Origin of the sequence: Nioella sp. MMSF_3534 (genome assembly GCF_030732985.1) — a bacterium.
In the GTDB taxonomy this organism is placed as follows: Bacteria; Pseudomonadota; Alphaproteobacteria; order Rhodobacterales; family Rhodobacteraceae; genus Nioella.
The window spans coordinates 22,653-35,572 of record NZ_JASHJX010000005.1 but is presented as its reverse complement, the minus strand read 5'-3'; the positions used below and the strand labels follow the sequence as shown (position 1 = coordinate 35,572).

Sequence of the window (12,920 nt, the reverse complement as noted above, 5' to 3'; positions counted from 1 at the left end):
TGAAGAAAGTTTTGAACCCGGGGCAGGGGCGGGACGACAGACAGGCATACCCTTTGGAAAGACCAGTCAGGACGAACCCATGACCAAGACCTTCGCCATTGCCCTCAGCCTCACTGCCCTTCTTGCTGGCGCCGCTCAGGCCGATCAGGTGACCGGTCGCAGCACCGGCCTGATGGCCCAGATCGACGGATTTGCTTCTGACGGCGGCCTCGGCACCACCCGCGGCGGCGGTGACGGTGGTCGTGGCACGACGACCCGCTAACCCCCCCTCATTTCAGCACGTTTCGGCCCGCCTGGTTTCAGGCGGGTCTTTTCGTTGACAGGGCGAGTTCGTCAGGCAATCCTGAAACCCATTACGACGGTTCGATTTCAAGCCATAGCCCGGAGCATCCTCATGAAAAGAAGAAGCTTTCTTTCTCTCGCACTGACATCCATTGGGGCGCTCGGCGTTCCGCTCTCGGCGCGGGTTTTCGCGCAGGAGACCGACGGAGTCTCGCCCATTGGTATCGCGGTCGCGGACAGTCCGCGCGGACGGATCGTAACGCGCGTCTATCCCGGCAACCGGCGTCGAGAGGTCGTAATCATGCTGCGGACCGCCGAAGGGGACGAGTTTCGCCGCATGACCCTGCCGCCGGGCATTGTCCGGCTGTCGCGCCGCTTCCTGCAGGAAGGCACGATGCCGCTGCGCGTGGTGGACGTGAACGAAGACAGTGTCGATCTCGATTTCAGGCTGTCCGGTCAGGCCCCCAACATCTCGTTCGATTACCGCGTCGGAAACATCAGCGGATCGGGCCAGGCCGCCGGCGATGACGATGACGATGATGGCGGCACTCAGGCGCTTGGCTTCTGGGGTTTCATGCTGGCCGTTTTCGCAATGGCCTTCGCGCTTGCCGCCTATGCCATTCACGAAGGCGCGTCGCTGAAACTCAGGTTCCGCTGCGATTCCGGGTTCGAGCCGGGCTGTGAGGGTGAAATTCAGGTCGGCAATCCAATGGACGATGATGGCGACAACTTCATCGCCGATGAATCCTGCGAAGGTTTGCCTCCCCTTCCATGCTGATGTGACGGACCTCAGGGAAAGCCATGCACGCTTGGCGTCATCCTGCGGACAATCCGGGCTTCAGACCTAACGGGCGGTCTGCAGCAATTCCTCGAAGCTCCGCTCGGGCTGGCCAAGCAACTGCAGCGATTCCCCTTCATCTTCCTGGATCAGGGGAATGACAGACCCGGACGGTTCCCAGGACCGGATCACGGACTCGGCCAGTTCCATCGAGACACTGGTCGGGGCGTAGTAGACCAGCAGGGTCTGAACGTCATGTCCCAGGAACACGTCCGCCTTGCGCGCCTGCAGGGCAAAGAGCTTGACGTAGTCGGTCTCTATCCCGGTGACGTCCGAAAGGTCCACCAGTTGCTTCTGCCCTGGTCGGAAATCGGGATGGGTGGCGTATCGACCGAAGACCTCGCTGCTTTCATCCAGCCGCGCGAAGCCGGTGTAGCGCACGTAGACGAGCCCGCGTTCGGGAAAGATCTTGAAGCTGACCGGCATCCATTGCCTCTTTCGAACCAAGGGGTTGCGGGATCATACTCAGGTCACTTGGTGCAAATCCAGTCGCAATTTGCCGCCTTCTCTTCTGATCAGGGCAGCGGATCACGGTTCAGATCTGCAGCAAACTGGGCAATTTCGAAATTCAGGATCTGCAATCCTCGCGCTGGAGTTGGGGCGACTCCATAAGCGGGTCCCTGATGATCGAAAGGACCAGCCGACACCCGGCCAGCGGGTTCCTGATCCTCGTGGCCAGTGCCGCAGCGGTCTTTGGTGCCGAAGGGCTGGGACGCGGCGGGCAGGGGCAGGTCACCGTTGGTCCCACCACAACCGGGTTCCTGCTGGAAGTCTCAGGCTGACACGATAAAAGGCCCGGCGAAACACCGGGCCTTCTGTCTATTCCTGGGCGGTTGGGGTCAGTCCATCGCCTTGAAGTTGAACTCGCCGCCTTCCTTGATGCCCGAGGGCCAGCGCGAGGTGATGGTCTTGGTCCGGGTGTAGAAGCGGAACCCGTCCGGCCCGTGCTGGTTCAGGTCACCGAAGCCCGATTTCTTCCAGCCACCAAACGTATGATAGGCCAGCGGCACCGGGATCGGCACGTTGATGCCCACCATGCCGATATTGATCCGGTTGGCGAAGTCACGCGCGGTGTCGCCGTCACGGGTGAAGATCGCGGTGCCATTGCCGTATTCGTGGCTCAGCGCCAGGCCGATGGCTTCCTCGTAGCTGCCAGCGCGGACCGTGGACAGGACCGGGCCGAAGATCTCGGTCTTGTAGATGTCCATGTCGGGAGTCACGCGGTCAAAGAGGTGGGGACCGACGAAGAAGCCGTCCTCATAGCCTTGCAGGCTGAAGCCACGGCCATCGACGACCAGTTCCGCGCCCTGATCGACGCCGGATTGCACCAGACGTTCGATATTGGCCTTGGCGGCGGCGGTCACGACGGGGCCGTAGTCCACATCGTCTCCGGCGGTGTAGGGGCCGACTTTCAGCTTTTCGATGCGCGGAACCAGCTTTTCGATCAGCCGGTCGGCGGTTTCCTCACCCACGGGAACGGCGACCGAAATGGCCATGCAGCGTTCGCCCGCCGCGCCGTAACCGGCACCGACCAGAGCGTCGGCGGCCTGATCGAGATCGGCGTCGGGCATGATGATCATGTGGTTCTTGGCACCACCGAAGCACTGCGCGCGCTTGCCGGATGCGGCGGCGCGTTCGTAGATGTATTGCGCAATCGGGGTGGAGCCCACGAAGCCAACGGCCTGGATCACTTCGCTATCCAGGATGCCATCCACGGCTTCCTTATCGCCGTTCACCACCTGCAACACACCATCGGGCAGGCCCGCTTCCTGGCACAGTTCCGCCAGCATCAGCGGGACAGAGGGGTCACGCTCGGACGGCTTCAGGATCATCGCGTTGCCGGAGGATAGCGCCGGGCCCATCTTCCACAGCGGGATCATGGCGGGGAAGTTGAAGGGCGTGATGCCCGCCACCACGCCAAGCGGCTGCCGCATGGAATACATGTCGATGCCGGGGCCGGCGCTGTCGGTGAACTCACCTTTCAGCATCTGCGGTGCGCCGATGCAGAACTCGATCACTTCCAGCCCGCGCTGCACGTCGCCCTTGGCGTCGGGGAAGGTCTTGCCATGCTCGCGGGAAAGCGCTTCGGCCAGCTTGTCCATGTCGCGGTTCAGCAGGCTGACAAGCTTCATCATGACCCGCGCGCGGCGCTGCGGGTTGGTGGCGCCCCAGGCTTTCTGCGCCTCGGCGGCGTCCGCGATGGCGCTGTCCAGCTCCGCCTTGGAGGCCAGCGCCACCTTGGCCTGCACCTCACCGGTGGCCGGGTTGTAGACATCGGCAAAGCGGCCCGACGTGCCCGCCACGCGCTTGCCGTTGATCCAGTGACCGAGTTCTTCCATGGAACCTCTCCTCATCTCCAAATGCGTTGCGCGCAGCATAGTCTTGCATTCCTGCGCCACAAAGGGGCAGGTTCTCAAAATCATTTTGCATTTCTGCAAGATGGAGATAAACCCCTGTCATGACACAGAACTGGGACGATCTGCGGGTGTTTCTGGCGGTGGCACGGGCCGAAAGCCTCAGCCGCGCAGGGCAGGAATTGCGGATGGACCCCGCCACGGTCGGCAGGCGGATTGCGCGGCTGGAGGCGTCTCTGGGGGCGATCCTCTTCGCAAAATCCCCGCAAGGCTACGCGCTGACCGAGGCGGGCGAGCGGATGCAGGAGCCATTGGAGGCCGCGGAGGCCGCGCTCAATGCGGGGCAGGGGGCGGTGACCGGGGCCGATGAGGGGCTGTCGGGCACCATCCGCATCGGCGCGCCGGACGGGTCGGCCAATTTCCTGCTGCCGCAGGTCTGCGCGCAGATCCGCGAACAGAACCCCGATCTGGAGCTTCAGATCCTCGCGCTGCCGCGCGTCGTGAACCTGTCCAAGCGAGAGGCGGATATGGCCATCACCGTCAGCCCGCCCCAGACCGGACGGCTCACGGTGCAGAAAGTGGCGGATTATCACCTGCATCTGGCCGCACCGAAAGAAATAGCGGGCGAGATCCGCAGCCTGTCCGACATCCGGGACCGGCCGGTGATCGGCTACATTCAGGACATGATCTTCGATCAGGAACTGGATTACCTCTCTGCGATCGGGGCCAAGAAGGTCGACCTTGCCTCGAACTCCTTTTCCGTCCAACTGATGCTGATGCGCACCCGGCGCGGCATCGGCATCGCCCATGACTTCGCCATGCCCTTCGCACCGGAACTCAGGCTGGTGCTGCGCGATCAGGTCTCGCTGACGCGTACCTTCTACCTCGTGCGTCACGCCTCTGACCGGGGGTCCGAACGGCTCAACCGCTTTGCACAGGCGCTGGTGACCGGCATGCGCGCTGAAATCGCGCGTTTGGAGGATCTGGCCCGTCACGACGCTTGACATGCCCCAACGTTAGGGGGGACGCTGGAAAAAACCACAAGCCACGGAAAATGGAGGCCGCGATGCTGGTGCAGCAAATTCTCAAGTCCAAACCGGATCAGGGGGTTGTCACGATCAAACCGGGATCGACCATCGGCGACGCGGCAGAGCTTTTGTCCGGCAAGCGGATCGGGACCGTGGTGGTCTCGCCCGATGGCAAGTCGCTCTCCGGCATCCTGTCGGAACGCGATATCGTGCGCGAGCTTGGCAAGCGCGGCGTGGACTGCATGACCGACAGTGTCGATGACGTCATGACCTCCGAGATCATCACCTGCACCGCCTCCGACAGTTCCGACGCGGTTCTGGGCAAGATGACCCAGGGCCGGTTCCGGCACATGCCGGTGATGGACGGCGACGCGATGATCGGTCTGATCTCCATCGGTGACGTGGTCAAGGCGCAGTTGGCAGAGCTTGCCATGGAGAAAGAAGCGCTGGAAGGCATGATTAAGGGGTTCTGACCCCAATTGCCGCAGGTGCGAAGGCAATAACCCGGCGGGGGTTGCAATGCATCGCGCAATATTGTTGCGTGCGGCCCAGACATTGCGGGATGGAAAGGGACCACCCATGCGCATCGGCCTCTATCCGGGAACATTCGATCCGATCACGCTCGGCCATATCGACATCATTCGGCGGGCCTGTTCGCTGGTTGACCGGCTGGTGATCGGGATCGCCATCAACCGCGATAAGGGGCCTCTGTTCTCGCTGGAGGAACGGCTGGAGATGGTGCAGGCGGAATGCGCCAAGCTCTCCGACAAGACCGGGACCGAGATTGTCGCCCATCCGTTCGAGAACCTGCTGATCGACTGCGCCCGCGATGTCGGCGCAACGCTGATCGTGCGCGGCCTGCGCGCCGTGGCCGATTTCGAGTATGAATTTCAGATGGTCGGCATGAACCGCAAGATGGATGCCTCGATCGAAACGGTGTTCCTGATGGCGGATGCACAGCATCAGGCGATTGCATCGAAACTGGTGAAGGAGATCGCGCGGCTCGATGGGGACATCACCCATTTCGTGCCTCCGGCGGTCAAACAGGCGGTCCTGACCAAATACGGAAAGCTCTGAGCGGGGCGCGAAAGCCGCTTCGAAGCGGCTTGCGGAAAGCGCCTTCGAAGGCGCTTGATAAAGGGTTTTCAAAACCCTTCCCACAAGGCGCTTCGAAGCGCCTTGCCGCCCGGCCCGCTCGCCTCTAAGGTCACGCCCGACCCGAGACTTGAGGAGAGCCAGATGGCCGAGATCAAAGACCCCGAAAACACCATCATCATCGAACTGAAAGACGGCCCCGTCACCATCGAGCTGCTGCCCGACGTGGCCCCGCAGCACTGCGCCCGGATCAAGGAACTGGCCCGCGAAGGCGCCTATGACGGTGTCGTCTTTCACCGCGTGATCGAGGGCTTCATGGCCCAGACCGGCGATGTGGCCCATGGCAATGCCGACAAGGGCCTGAACATCCGCGCCGCCGGCACCGGCGGATCGGACAAGCCCAATGTACCGGCCGAGTTCTCCAAGCTGCCCCATGATCGCGGTACCATCGGTGCGGCCCGGTCGCAGAACCCCAATTCCGCAAACTCGCAGTTCTTCATCAACTTCAAGGACAACCATTTCCTGAATGGCCAATACACCGTTTACGGCCGCGTGGTGTCGGGCATGGAGCATGTGGACAAGATCACCCGCGGCGAGCCGCCCGCGAATCCCGACAAGATGATCTCCATGAAAGTCGCCGCCGATGCGTAGGCTGGCGCTCGCCCTCATGCTGATGGCCACCCCCGCGGCGGCCACCACGCTCGAGATCGACGTGACCGGAGAGGCCCAAGGCACCATCGTCATCGACCTCTTCGAACAGGTCGCGCCGCTGCATGTGGAACGCATCGCGACACTGGCCCGCGAAGGCGCCTATGACGAGGTCGTCTTTCACCGGGTGATCGACGGTTTCATGGCGCAGACCGGCGACGTGGAATATGGCCGTCTAGGTCAGGACATGCGCTATGCGGGGCGGGGCGGCTCGGACTACCCCGATCTTGTGGCGGAATTCGATCCAGAACTCAGCTTCGAGCGCGGCATTGTCGGCATGGCCCGCGCGCAGGATCCGGACTCGGCCAATTCGCAGTTCTTCATCATGTTCGACCACGTGCCGCAGCTCGACGGGCAATATACCATCGTGGGTCAGGTGATCGAAGGGATGGAGATCGTGGACGCGATCAAGCGCGGCACGGGCCGCAATGGCGCCGTGATCGGCCAGCCGGACTATATCACCGCGATGCGCGTGATCGACTGATCGCCGCACATCACTGCGCATTTCGGGCCTCTGCCATCCCGGCGGAGGCCCGTATCGTTTTGGCAGGTCCGGCCGGCAGGAAGAAGGCAGGGAGCCTCTGGGGCCCGCGTCTGGCACGGATCAGGAAGAGCACCTTCGGGGCGGGGCCGGAACGCGGCAACAGTCCCAGGCCGAACGGGATGCCCGCCCTACCGGCGGATCGGAGCCGCGACCTGTCGGCATCCAAGAGCTCTCACCCGCCATAACCATTGCGTGAGCGGGGCTGTGCAGCCGGGCCATTGTCTGCCAGCCTGAAGGTCAGGAGGATCCCCCATGCGCCTGATCACAATCGTTCTTGCCCTTTGCGCAGCCATACCCGCGGCTGCCAACCCCGACCGCTGGCGCGGAGAATGGCCCAATACCGATTTCACCCGGACAGCCGTGGCCTTCGACGAAATCATGTCCGGCGGTCCGCCCCGCGACGGAATCCCGGCCATCGACGATCCAGAGTTCATCCCCGTCAGCGAGGAAACCCGCCTGCGCCCGACCGAGCCGGTGATCGCGGTGGAATTCGACGGCGTTGCCCCGCGTGCCTACCCGATCCGCTATCTCACCTGGCATGAGATCGTGAACGACGTGGTGGGCGATATTCCTGTTGCCGTCACCTTCTGCCCGCTCTGCAATTCCGCCATTACCTTCGACCGTCGCGTGGGCGGGGACGTTCTGACCTTCGGGGTCTCTGGCAAGTTGCGACACTCGGACATGATCATGTTCGACCGGGAAACCGAAAGCTGGTGGCAGCAAGCCATTGGCGAGGGGATAGTCGGCGCGCATATGGGCAGCGAACTGACGACCCTGCCCACTTGGATGGAAAGCTGGGAGGATTTCCAGGCCCGCAACCCCGAGGGCCTGGTGATGGATGAACCGGACGCCCCGCGCCCCTACGGTCAGAACCCCTATGTACGCTACGACAGCTCGGTTCAGCCGTTTCTCTATAATGGTGAAATGCCGCCCCATGACATCCCGCCGCTTGTTCGCGTGGTCCGTGTCGGAGACCGGGCCTGGCCGATGACGCGCCTGGCCGCAGAAGGCGAGATCTCCGAGGCGGGAGTGACCATAAGCTGGACCGCCGGCCAGTCCTCGGCGCTCGACACGCGCGATATCGGCGAGGGTCGCGACGTGGGCAACATCCGGGTGCGCGACGGGCAGGGCAGGGACGTGGTGCACGATCTGATGTTCGCCTTCGCCTTTCACGCCTTCTGGCCGGAGGGGGAATGGATGCTGGGCGAGTGAGGCGGGCCGGGGACAAGGCGCTTCGAAGCGCCTTTTGACAAGCGGCTTCGAAGCCGCTTTCCCCCCGCCTCACTCCCTGCTTGACCTCCCGTTCCCGCAGCGCTAGCGGAGGCCATGGCACGCGCACCCCTTCTCCAGCTCAATGACATCTCGCTGACCTTCGGGGGCGACCCCGTGTTCGACGACCTGTCGCTTGTCGTCCATGAAAGCGACCGGGTGGCCCTGGTGGGCCGCAACGGATCGGGCAAATCGACCCTGATGAAGGTCATGGCGGGGCTGGTCGAGGCCGATACCGGCAGCCGCATCCTGCCCCCCGGAATATCTGTTGGCTACATGGAACAGGACCCCGATTTCGCGGGCTTCGCGACGCTTGGCGACTATGCGCAATCCGGGCTGGACCCCGCCGATTCGTGGAAGGTGGAGGCCGCTGCCGAGGGGCTGAAACTGCGCCTCGATGCCGCCCCCGATGCGGCCTCCGGCGGTGAGCGCCGCCGCGCCGCCCTGGCCAAGCTGCTGGCGGAAGCCCCGGAACTGATGCTGCTGGACGAGCCCACCAACCATCTCGATATCGAAGCGATTGGCTGGCTGGAATCCCAATTGAAGGACACCCGCGCGGGCTATGTCCTGATTTCCCATGACCGGGCATTCCTGAACGCGCTGACCCGCGCGACTCTGTGGATCGACCGGGGGCAGGTGCGGCGCAATGAACAGGGTTTTGCCAGTTTCGAGGATTGGCGCGACAAGGTCTGGGAAGAGGAAGACCAATACCGCCACAAGCTCAACCGCAAGATCAAGGCAGAGGCCCGTTGGGCCGTGGAAGGCATCAGCGCCCGGCGCAAGCGCAATATGGGCCGGGTCCGGGCGCTTGGCGAGCTGCGCGCCGAACGCGCCGGCATGATCCGCAGGCAGGGCACCGCCGCCATGGCGTTGGAGGAAGGCACCAAATCCGGCAAGCGGGTGATCGAGGCAAAGGGCATTTCCAAATCCTTCGACGGCAAGACCCTCTTCAAACCCTTCGACCTGCGCATCCTGCGCGGCGACCGGGTGGCCTTTGTCGGCCCCAACGGGGTTGGCAAGACGACGCTTCTCAAGGTGCTGACCGGCGAAATCACGCCCGATACCGGCAGCGTCACCCATGGCACGAACCTGGAGATGGCGGTCTTCGATCAGACCCGCGCGGCGCTCGATCCGAATGCGACCCTGTGGGATGCGCTGGCGCTCGATCCCGCGATGGCCGTCTCGGGTGCCTCCGATCAGGTGATGGTGCGCGGCACGCCGCGCCACGTGGTGGGCTATCTCAAGGATTTCCTGTTTGACGAACGCCAGGCCCGCGCCCCGGTCCGATCGCTGTCGGGCGGAGAAAAGGCACGGCTTCTGCTGGCGCGGCTGATGGCGCGGGAATCGAACGTTCTGGTGCTGGACGAACCCACCAACGATCTGGACGTGGAGACGCTCGACCTGTTGCAGGATCTTCTGGGCGATTACCCCGGTACGGTCCTGTTGGTCAGCCACGACCGGGACTTCATCGACCGGGTGGCCTCGACCACCATCGCGATGGAAGGCGACGGGTTGGCGACGGTCTATGCCGGCGGCTGGTCCGACTACCGCGCGCAGCGGGCCGAGACCGCGCCCACGCGGGAGGCGGAAAAACCGGGGAGACCGAAAGCACCCGCAAGCGCGCCCCGGGAAAAGCCCGCTGGCAAGACCGGGGGCGGATTGTCCTACACGGAATCGCATCGTCTGAAGGAACTGCCCGGCCTGATCGAGCGGCTGGAAGCGGAGATTGCCAAGCTGGAAGAGCTGATGTCGGATCCCGAGCTGTTTACCCGAGAGCCGGTGAAATTCCGCAAGGCCAGCGAGGCCCTGGCCGAACGGCAGGCCAAGCTGTCCGCGGCAGAAGACGAGTGGCTGATGCTGGAGGACAAGGCCGGCGGCTAGGCGCGTCCGAGCCACCGGCACAGGAGTTTTCCTGGAAGAAAATTGGGGCTCTGCCCCCGTCGCTTCGCTCCTCCCCCGTGGTATTTTTGCCAAGATGAAAGTGGATTTTCGTCTGTACGCCCGGTGTACGGGGGGTGCACGGGGGGTGTACGGGGGGCACCCCCCCTTATCTGGCCGCCATCTGGGTCAGGGCGACGCCTGCCGCCATGACCAGAATTCCGCCCGCCCGCATGAGGGTGAGCGGCGTTTGCGCTGCCCCGAACAGGCCGAAATGGTCGATCATCGCGGCCGAGACGAGCTGGCCCAGAAGCACGAAAAAGACCGCGTTTCCGACCCCGAAATGGGGGGCCACATAGGTGATGGACAGCACATAGAAGGCCACCAGAAGCCCCGCAAGAAACAGGTGCCAGGGTTGGCCCGGCAATCGGGCCAGCGCCTGTGGCCCGGTCACCAGCATGACCACGCAAGTCGCTGAAAAAGCGACGATAAACAGGATGAAGGCGGCGGCGGCGGGGGATCCGATATTGGCCCCGAGCCGGGCGTTCAGCGCGGCCAGAACCGGAATGCCGATGCCCGCGGCCAGCATGATCAGCGCGTGTTGGGTCATGTCATTGCTCTCCATCATCCGGCGCGCAGGCTGCGGCGGATCGGGGGGAAGCGCAAGGCTCTATGAGCAGATGCCGCGCGGCTCCAGCCCGTCCCAGGGCAACCGTATGTCGGGTTGTGACATGCTCTCAGCCAGTGGTGTAAGATCCAGATATGGTTGAAGAATATCCTCCAGTCTCGCTGTGCGTGCGCCGTCTTGATCGATGGCGCGGCAGCAGACATATTCCTCTACCAGGCTGGCTTGCTGTTCATATCCGTAGCTCAGGAAATCTGGAGTATCTTCAGGAACGTCAAAGAGATAGGGGTCGTCGCTGACCCAGTGTTCCGACGCGCCGCGCAGCGGGTGGTAGCCCGTGAGCGCCCGGTTCTGCCATTGCCAGATATGGGTCATCTCATGGGCAAAGAACATTGCCGCCACCAGCCGCAATTCATCCGGGTAGCCTGCCAGATAATCGTCCAGGTAATAGTCCGGCGTGACCCAGATGCGCCTGAATGTGGCAATTCCGGCTGCGCGGCTTTGGACGGTAAGTCCCTCTGGCGGCGGGAAAATCCGTTCCCGGCAGGTCACGCGGGGGCGCACGGGGCGGGTGTGGCTGCGCAGGCCCACGAGGGGCATTTCGACGATGCGGATCGGGGCCGGATCAAGCCCCGGTTGTAACTCGCCCATAAAGGCGCGTTCCGCATCGGTCAGCGGGCGGCCACAGGCGGCAATCAGCAGGCATAGGGCGAGAATCCAGCGCATGGGCGCAGTCTAGCCGATCGGATGGACATCGCCAGCCTCCGCAGACTCCGACAGGGTCAGACCACGTAAAAGGTGGCTTGCGCCCGCGCCACGGGTTTGCCGGAGGGTTCGGCCACCATTTCCGCCTCGACAAAGGCCATGGACTTGCCGGCGCGCACGATATCGGCCCGGCAGACGATCCAGTCGCCCACGCCGGGGCGCAGGAACTGGCAGGTGAAATTCGTGGTGGCGACCGGACGGAACGATCCGAAGAACCCGGCCGTGGCAAGCACCATTGTCGTATCGGCCATGGTCATCAGGGCCTGGCCCGAGATGATGCCGCCAACGCGGGTCAGCCGGGCACTGTTGGGCATGCGGGATATCGTGTGCGACTCGCTCACCTCGGTCACATCCAATTGCAGATCGCGCACCCAATCGGCGAAATTCTCGCCAAGGAAGCGGTTCAGATCGGCAGGGGAAAGGGGTGGTGTGGTCATGGCGCGTGGCCCTTCTGTGATCGTCCACTCAAGGCTAAGCCGCAGAGAATGCAGGGGCAATCCCCGAACGGTTATCCGATAGCGCAAGGCTGTTCTTGGCTGACGACGCGGCGATTTTGGATGACGGGGCCGGGTCTGGCAGGGTTTTCCTGTCGGCTCCTCCCAAACCCCCGGCGCAACCTGAAAACCCATTGACCCTGACCCAAGGAATTTGACCCATGAAGAAACCTGTTATGACCCTCCTCGCCGCAGCCCTGACGGCTGCAGCCATTGCCCCCGCCGCCTCGGCTGACATCATCGTGCTTGGCTCGCCCTTGCATGTGATCGAGGACGACGCAAAGCTGACGCCGCTGCCCGAGCCGCGCCCGCTGCCCTTCCCCTTCCCGGTGGTGCTGCCCATGCCGCGTCCGATCCCGTTGCCGGACACCTGCCTGAGCTGCCCGCCCATGCCGCTGCACTACACCCCGATCACGCGCACGGTGATCCTGCGTTGATCGGACAATTCTGACTTTGTCATGCTTCGCCCCGGGGTGTTTTCGCGCGCTCCGGGGTACTTTCAGTCTATATCCCTCAGCCCGATGGACCGCCTCAGCGCATTCATCGCCTGCATATAAGCCTCGTCGATCTGGTAATCCGTGGGCAACTCGTCGGGGGCGAACATCGGCTCCCACGCCTCGTCCCAGTCATAGCCCGCATGGACCCGCCGGTCCCCCAGATCATGCGTCACCACCGCGCGGATCTTGGCGTCTTCGCCCTGGCCGGTGAAGGTATGGAAACAGAGCTGCATGAATTCGAAATGCCGCTGGTAGAAGTCCTCGGACAGCAGGTGGCGATAGATATTCACCTCCCGGTCCAGCCGCCGTTTGGTGGCGATCATGTCGGGGGGAGAGATCTCCTTCCAATACCCCACCAGCCGCCGGAAACAGTAGATCCGGTTCATATCCGGCGCGATGCGGTCGTAGATCTCCAGCCGCTTGGCCAGAATGGGCCGGTTCTGCCACAGCGCCTTGTCGATGGAGGTCAGCCGCCAGATCAGCGCCCCCGCCAGTCCGGCGAAGACAAGGGTAAACAGAACCTGCAACCAAGGGGCCATGGCA

At 63.4% G+C, this 12,920-nt stretch carries 17 protein-coding genes; 11 read left to right on the top strand and 6 right to left on the bottom strand.

From position 1 onward, the window contains the following. The first annotated feature begins 79 nt into the window (after nt 1-79). Together RBB16_RS03410 and RBB16_RS03405 are read left to right on the top strand one after the other, a co-directional pair. A complete protein-coding gene (locus RBB16_RS03410) occupies nt 80-262 on the top strand; it encodes a hypothetical protein (protein WP_306044807.1) in 183 nt (60 codons plus the stop codon). Nucleotides 263-394: 132 nt separating this feature from the next. Continuing rightward, nucleotides 395-1,060 (top strand): hypothetical protein, encoded by a 666-nt coding sequence (locus tag RBB16_RS03405; protein WP_306044806.1) that lies wholly within the window; start codon nt 395-397, stop codon nt 1,058-1,060. Between the two features lie 66 nt (nt 1,061-1,126). Here RBB16_RS03405 and RBB16_RS03400 read toward each other — a convergent pair whose 3' ends face one another. Next, nucleotides 1,127-1,546, bottom strand: coding sequence for a hypothetical protein (locus RBB16_RS03400; RefSeq protein WP_306044805.1), 420 nt, complete (start codon nt 1,544-1,546; stop codon nt 1,127-1,129). Between the two features lie 197 nt (nt 1,547-1,743). Between RBB16_RS03400 and RBB16_RS03395 the strand changes: the two genes are divergently transcribed. Then, nucleotides 1,744-1,902, top strand: a complete 159-nt coding sequence (locus RBB16_RS03395) for a hypothetical protein (RefSeq protein WP_306044803.1) — start codon at nt 1,744-1,746, stop codon at nt 1,900-1,902. Between the two features lie 57 nt (nt 1,903-1,959). Here the strand turns inward: RBB16_RS03395 and RBB16_RS03390 are convergent, their stop codons facing one another. Next, a complete protein-coding gene (locus RBB16_RS03390; RefSeq protein WP_071689831.1) occupies nt 1,960-3,459 on the bottom strand; it encodes a CoA-acylating methylmalonate-semialdehyde dehydrogenase in 1,500 nt (499 codons plus the stop codon). Between the two features lie 119 nt (nt 3,460-3,578). On the opposite strand from RBB16_RS03390, the gene RBB16_RS03385 reads away from it, so the two are divergent. The 7 genes from RBB16_RS03385 (at nt 3,579) to RBB16_RS03355 (ending at nt 9,999) form a co-directional block, all read left to right on the top strand. Next, nucleotides 3,579-4,478, top strand: coding sequence for a LysR family transcriptional regulator (locus RBB16_RS03385; RefSeq protein ID WP_306044802.1), 900 nt, complete (start codon nt 3,579-3,581; stop codon nt 4,476-4,478). Nucleotides 4,479-4,540: 62 nt separating this feature from the next. Next, nucleotides 4,541-4,975: a CBS domain-containing protein gene (locus tag RBB16_RS03380; protein WP_306044801.1), complete on the top strand. Its 435-nt coding sequence runs from the start codon at nt 4,541-4,543 to the stop codon at nt 4,973-4,975. Nucleotides 4,976-5,081: 106 nt separating this feature from the next. Further along, the gene (gene coaD / locus RBB16_RS03375) at nt 5,082-5,579 is read left to right on the top strand and encodes a pantetheine-phosphate adenylyltransferase (RefSeq protein WP_071689833.1); all 498 of its coding nucleotides are present in this window, start codon (nt 5,082-5,084) and stop codon (nt 5,577-5,579) included. 162 nt (nt 5,580-5,741) lie between these two features. Further along, entirely contained in the window at nt 5,742-6,248 is a 507-nt protein-coding gene (locus RBB16_RS03370; protein WP_071689834.1) for a peptidylprolyl isomerase, read from the top strand. Then, nucleotides 6,241-6,789: a peptidylprolyl isomerase gene (locus RBB16_RS03365; RefSeq protein WP_306044800.1), complete on the top strand. Its 549-nt coding sequence runs from the start codon at nt 6,241-6,243 to the stop codon at nt 6,787-6,789. Before RBB16_RS03370 ends, RBB16_RS03365 begins: the two co-directional genes overlap by 8 nt. Before the next feature lie 312 nt (nt 6,790-7,101). Further along, complete coding sequence (locus RBB16_RS03360) at nt 7,102-8,061, top strand: DUF3179 domain-containing protein (RefSeq protein WP_306044799.1); 960 nt, start codon at nt 7,102-7,104, stop codon at nt 8,059-8,061. 114 nt (nt 8,062-8,175) lie between these two features. Further along, nucleotides 8,176-9,999: an ABC-F family ATP-binding cassette domain-containing protein gene (locus tag RBB16_RS03355; protein WP_306044798.1), complete on the top strand. Its 1,824-nt coding sequence runs from the start codon at nt 8,176-8,178 to the stop codon at nt 9,997-9,999. 166 nt (nt 10,000-10,165) lie between these two features. Here the strand turns inward: RBB16_RS03355 and RBB16_RS03350 are convergent, their stop codons facing one another. Genes RBB16_RS03350 through RBB16_RS03340 form a run of 3 tightly spaced genes read right to left on the bottom strand, consistent with a single transcriptional unit; the run spans nt 10,166 to nt 11,823 of the window. After that, nucleotides 10,166-10,606 (bottom strand): DMT family transporter, encoded by a 441-nt coding sequence (locus RBB16_RS03350; protein WP_306044797.1) that lies wholly within the window; start codon nt 10,604-10,606, stop codon nt 10,166-10,168. Nucleotides 10,607-10,666: 60 nt separating this feature from the next. Beyond that, the gene (locus RBB16_RS03345; protein ID WP_306044796.1) at nt 10,667-11,347 is read right to left on the bottom strand and encodes a hypothetical protein; all 681 of its coding nucleotides are present in this window, start codon (nt 11,345-11,347) and stop codon (nt 10,667-10,669) included. A 56-nt stretch (nt 11,348-11,403) separates the two neighbouring features. Further along, nucleotides 11,404-11,823 (bottom strand): PaaI family thioesterase, encoded by a 420-nt coding sequence (locus RBB16_RS03340; RefSeq protein WP_306044795.1) that lies wholly within the window; start codon nt 11,821-11,823, stop codon nt 11,404-11,406. A gap of 218 nt (nt 11,824-12,041) precedes the next feature. On the opposite strand from RBB16_RS03340, the gene RBB16_RS03335 reads away from it, so the two are divergent. Beyond that, on the top strand, nt 12,042-12,317 hold the full coding sequence (locus tag RBB16_RS03335) for a hypothetical protein (protein WP_306044794.1): 276 nt from the start codon (nt 12,042-12,044) through the stop codon (nt 12,315-12,317). Between the two features lie 62 nt (nt 12,318-12,379). Here the strand turns inward: RBB16_RS03335 and RBB16_RS03330 are convergent, their stop codons facing one another. Further along, nucleotides 12,380-12,916, bottom strand: a complete 537-nt coding sequence (locus tag RBB16_RS03330) for a hypothetical protein (RefSeq protein ID WP_306044793.1) — start codon at nt 12,914-12,916, stop codon at nt 12,380-12,382. Nucleotides 12,917-12,920 lie beyond the last annotated feature (4 nt).

Bases quoted from the DNA above. Each gene is read 5' to 3' on its own strand.
- RBB16_RS03410 (WP_306044807.1), top strand. From the start codon at position 80: ATGACCAAGACCTTCGCCATTGCCCTCAGCCTCACTGCCCTTCTTGCT.
- RBB16_RS03405 (WP_306044806.1), top strand. From the start codon at position 395: ATGAAAAGAAGAAGCTTTCTTTCTCTCGCACTGACATCCATTGGGGCG.
- RBB16_RS03400 (WP_306044805.1), bottom strand. From the start codon at position 1,546: ATGCCGGTCAGCTTCAAGATCTTTCCCGAACGCGGGCTCGTCTACGTG.
- RBB16_RS03395 (WP_306044803.1), top strand. From the start codon at position 1,744: ATGATCGAAAGGACCAGCCGACACCCGGCCAGCGGGTTCCTGATCCTC.
- RBB16_RS03390 (WP_071689831.1), bottom strand. From the start codon at position 3,459: ATGGAAGAACTCGGTCACTGGATCAACGGCAAGCGCGTGGCGGGCACG.
- RBB16_RS03385 (WP_306044802.1), top strand. From the start codon at position 3,579: ATGACACAGAACTGGGACGATCTGCGGGTGTTTCTGGCGGTGGCACGG.
- RBB16_RS03380 (WP_306044801.1), top strand. From the start codon at position 4,541: ATGCTGGTGCAGCAAATTCTCAAGTCCAAACCGGATCAGGGGGTTGTC.
- coaD (WP_071689833.1), top strand. From the start codon at position 5,082: ATGCGCATCGGCCTCTATCCGGGAACATTCGATCCGATCACGCTCGGC.
- RBB16_RS03370 (WP_071689834.1), top strand. From the start codon at position 5,742: ATGGCCGAGATCAAAGACCCCGAAAACACCATCATCATCGAACTGAAA.
- RBB16_RS03365 (WP_306044800.1), top strand. From the start codon at position 6,241: ATGCGTAGGCTGGCGCTCGCCCTCATGCTGATGGCCACCCCCGCGGCG.
- RBB16_RS03360 (WP_306044799.1), top strand. From the start codon at position 7,102: ATGCGCCTGATCACAATCGTTCTTGCCCTTTGCGCAGCCATACCCGCG.
- RBB16_RS03355 (WP_306044798.1), top strand. From the start codon at position 8,176: ATGGCACGCGCACCCCTTCTCCAGCTCAATGACATCTCGCTGACCTTC.
- RBB16_RS03350 (WP_306044797.1), bottom strand. From the start codon at position 10,606: ATGACCCAACACGCGCTGATCATGCTGGCCGCGGGCATCGGCATTCCG.
- RBB16_RS03345 (WP_306044796.1), bottom strand. From the start codon at position 11,347: ATGCGCTGGATTCTCGCCCTATGCCTGCTGATTGCCGCCTGTGGCCGC.
- RBB16_RS03340 (WP_306044795.1), bottom strand. From the start codon at position 11,823: ATGACCACACCACCCCTTTCCCCTGCCGATCTGAACCGCTTCCTTGGC.
- RBB16_RS03335 (WP_306044794.1), top strand. From the start codon at position 12,042: ATGAAGAAACCTGTTATGACCCTCCTCGCCGCAGCCCTGACGGCTGCA.
- RBB16_RS03330 (WP_306044793.1), bottom strand. From the start codon at position 12,916: ATGGCCCCTTGGTTGCAGGTTCTGTTTACCCTTGTCTTCGCCGGACTG.